This is a genomic window from Moorena sp. SIO3I8, assembly GCF_010692325.1.
Taxonomy (GTDB): Bacteria; Cyanobacteriota; Cyanobacteriia; order Cyanobacteriales; family Coleofasciculaceae; genus Moorena.
Genome location: NZ_JAAHHW010000277.1, coordinates 1 through 2,378, shown reverse-complemented (window position 1 = coordinate 2,378; position 2,378 = coordinate 1). Strand labels below are relative to the sequence as shown.

Annotated in this window: 1 protein-coding gene; it reads left to right on the top strand. The window is 42.0% G+C overall.

All coding sequences use genetic code 11. From position 1 onward, the window contains the following. Nucleotides 1-587: 587 nt before the first annotated feature. Nucleotides 588-2,270, top strand: coding sequence for a group II intron reverse transcriptase/maturase (gene ltrA / locus F6K51_RS36115; protein ID WP_293030694.1), 1,683 nt, complete (start codon nucleotides 588-590; stop codon nucleotides 2,268-2,270). Nucleotides 2,271-2,378: the final 108 nt, after the last annotated feature.

Genomic DNA, 2,378 nt, shown 5'->3' with positions numbered 1-2,378 from the left:
GTGCGATTCGTTAGCTATAAACCTTATCCAATAAGGATTTGGAGGATTAGCTGCTTGGTTAAATGAACCATGACAACTTGATAACCATGGTGGTGAAATTCCACCCCTCGTGAAATCCGAGTGACAGCCCTACCCTGATTCATGAAACTAACAAATTCATGGATTGATGCAAGGGTCGAACAGTGAAGCACCATTAACCTGACCGGTGTTAGTAACAGGCAAAAGAACCCACGGGTACGAGAGAAAGGTACGTCCGAATCATCGTCATGGTAACGTAGCGAAATAAGGTTTGACACGCTACAGACAAATAGTCAACGGAATAAAGGCTCAAATAGTTCCCGGACTATTTAAGGATTTCCCAAAATTATTCCCGGTGAATAGTATCACCCTAAAGGTTCACAAAATGGTTATCAGGAACGAAATAACCCCCATATGTATTCTCAATAAGGTCGATTATTGAGTAGGTAGTTAGCCGCAAGTCATATGGAGGGAAGATTGAGTCAGAAGCCAATGCCTGGGGTAATGCCCAGGATATGCTGACGGACTCACGTCAAACGGAAATGATATGGATGTAAGTAGCAATTGATATGTCTAAAACTCGGGGGTTCGCCCCACAGTCGGAATGGAACAAAGTCAAATGGCGAAAGCTAGAACTGACCGTGTTTAAGTTGCAAAAACGTATATATCAAGCCTCAAGCCGTGGTGACGTCCGCGTGGTAAAAAAGCTCCAAAAGACCTTGATGAAATCCTGGTCAGCTAAAATGATTGCGGTCAGACGGGTTACTCAAGAAAACAAAGGCAAAAAGACTGCCGGAATAGACGGGGTAAAAGCTTTAACCAATAAGCAGCGTCTCGCCTTAGTAGCCAGCCTAAAAAATTTTTCTAAAAAGGCGCAACCCACCAGAAGGGTTTGGATTCCTAAACCTGGACGAAAGGAAAAACGTCCTCTGGGTATCCCAACTATGTATGACCGCACCCTACAAGCCCTGGCCAAACAGGCACTGGAACCTGAATGGGAGGCAAAATTTGAATCTAACTCCTATGGGTTCAGACCAGGACGCTCCTGCCACGATGCTATTGAAGCAATATTTAAAAACTCAAACAAAAAGGAAAAATGGGTTTTAGATGCAGATATTGCTAAATGCTTCGATAAAATAAACCATGATGCACTACTAACAAAATTAAATACTTATCCATCATTAAGACGTTTAATTAAGTCCTGGCTAAAAGCTGGAATAATGGATAACGGAGTATTCTCACCTACAGAAGAGGGCACCCCTCAGGGTGGAATTATATCTCCACTCTTAGCGAACATAGCCCTTCACGGAATGGAAAAAGCGGTGTGGGAACACGCAAATACCGTAAAGAAAAAGAAAACCCATTATAAAAGAGGGTTAGCTTTTATAAGATATGCGGATGATTTCGTAATACTACACCAAGACCAAAAAGTGGTAGAAGAATACAAGGAAGTCATCAAAGAATGGTTAAAAGGCATGGGGCTGGAATTAAAGCCCAGTAAAACAAAAATTACCAACTTATATGATGGAATTGACTTCTTAGGATTCAACATACGTCACTACAAAGTAGGTAAAAATCACTCGAAAAGAGGCTTTAAAACCATCATCAAACCATCTAAAGAAGCAATTTCAAAGCATTACGAGCAGCTCTCAACAGCCATAAACAAGCACAGAGCTGCCCCACAGGAAGCCTTGATTAGCTACTTAAAACCCATTATAAGAGGATGGTGCAATTACTATAGGTCAGTCTGTAGTAAAGAAATCTTCGATGATTTGGGAAATATGCTCTGGAATAAACTCCAAAGATGGGGATACAGGAGACACCCAAACAAATCAAAATCTTGGGTAACCAAGAAATATTGGGGGACTGTCGATAAAGATAACTGGATGTTTATGACCGATAAGGATAACTACCTTCCTAAACACGCCAAAACCGAAATAGTACGGCATGTTAAGGTCCAAGAAGCCAGAAGTCCTTACGATGGAGACCTAATTTATTGGAACACCAGAATGAGAAATCATCCTGAAATGACTAGTCAAAAGGGAAGGCTTTTGAAAAGGCAAAAAGGGAAGTGCGCTCATTGTGGTCTCACCTTCAGAGATGGGGATTTGTTGGAAAAACATCACATCATACCACGCGCTCTAGGAGGAAATAATCTAGATAAAAATCTAGAAGTACTACACCTCCATTGCCACGACGCCAAACACGGAATCAAGGTCAACTCTTCGGAGTTAGATGAAAATCCGTTCTAGAGGTACCAATGTCAGTGGTTCCGTTTGATGAGGAGCCGGATGATGTGAAAATGTCACGTCCGGTTCTGAAGACGAGTCGGTGAGGCGACTCACCGGCTTAGTTTAATA

What these genes read in the sequence shown, in the direction of transcription:
- ltrA (WP_293030694.1), top strand. Translation starts at nt 588, where the DNA reads ATGTCTAAAACTCGGGGGTTCGCCCCACAGTCGGAATGGAACAAAGTC.